The organism is Staphylococcus pasteuri, assembly GCF_030547725.1.
GTDB classification, from domain to species: domain Bacteria; phylum Bacillota; class Bacilli; order Staphylococcales; family Staphylococcaceae; genus Staphylococcus; species Staphylococcus pasteuri.
The window spans coordinates 1-228 of record NZ_JAUOQO010001176.1 but is presented as its reverse complement, the minus strand read 5'-3'; the positions used below and the strand labels follow the sequence as shown (position 1 = coordinate 228).

The following is a 228-nucleotide window of genomic DNA, read 5'->3' as shown; positions in this document are numbered from 1 at the left end:
CAATAGGGTTGCCCCTCTAAGTCTGGATGAAAGTTCCCTTTACTATGAGAACGGTCAATTTGGTTTTTCACCACAATAACAGAGCTATCGATAGTGTTATCAGTCACCAAATCTAACCAATAACGAAGTGTGTGTTGGTGTTCGTGTTCTTCTTCATCAGTATCTTCGGCCCAAAGAACGCAATAGATTCCACTTTGAGACTGAAACAAACGATGGGTAGCATGGTAG

1 protein-coding gene is annotated in these 228 nt (G+C 41.7%); it reads right to left on the bottom strand.

Annotation, left to right across the window (positions count from 1 at the left end; all coding sequences use genetic code 11):
- Positions 1-228: P-loop NTPase family protein (locus Q4528_RS16790; protein ID WP_303522957.1), on the bottom strand; the 228-nt coding region annotated here is incomplete at both ends.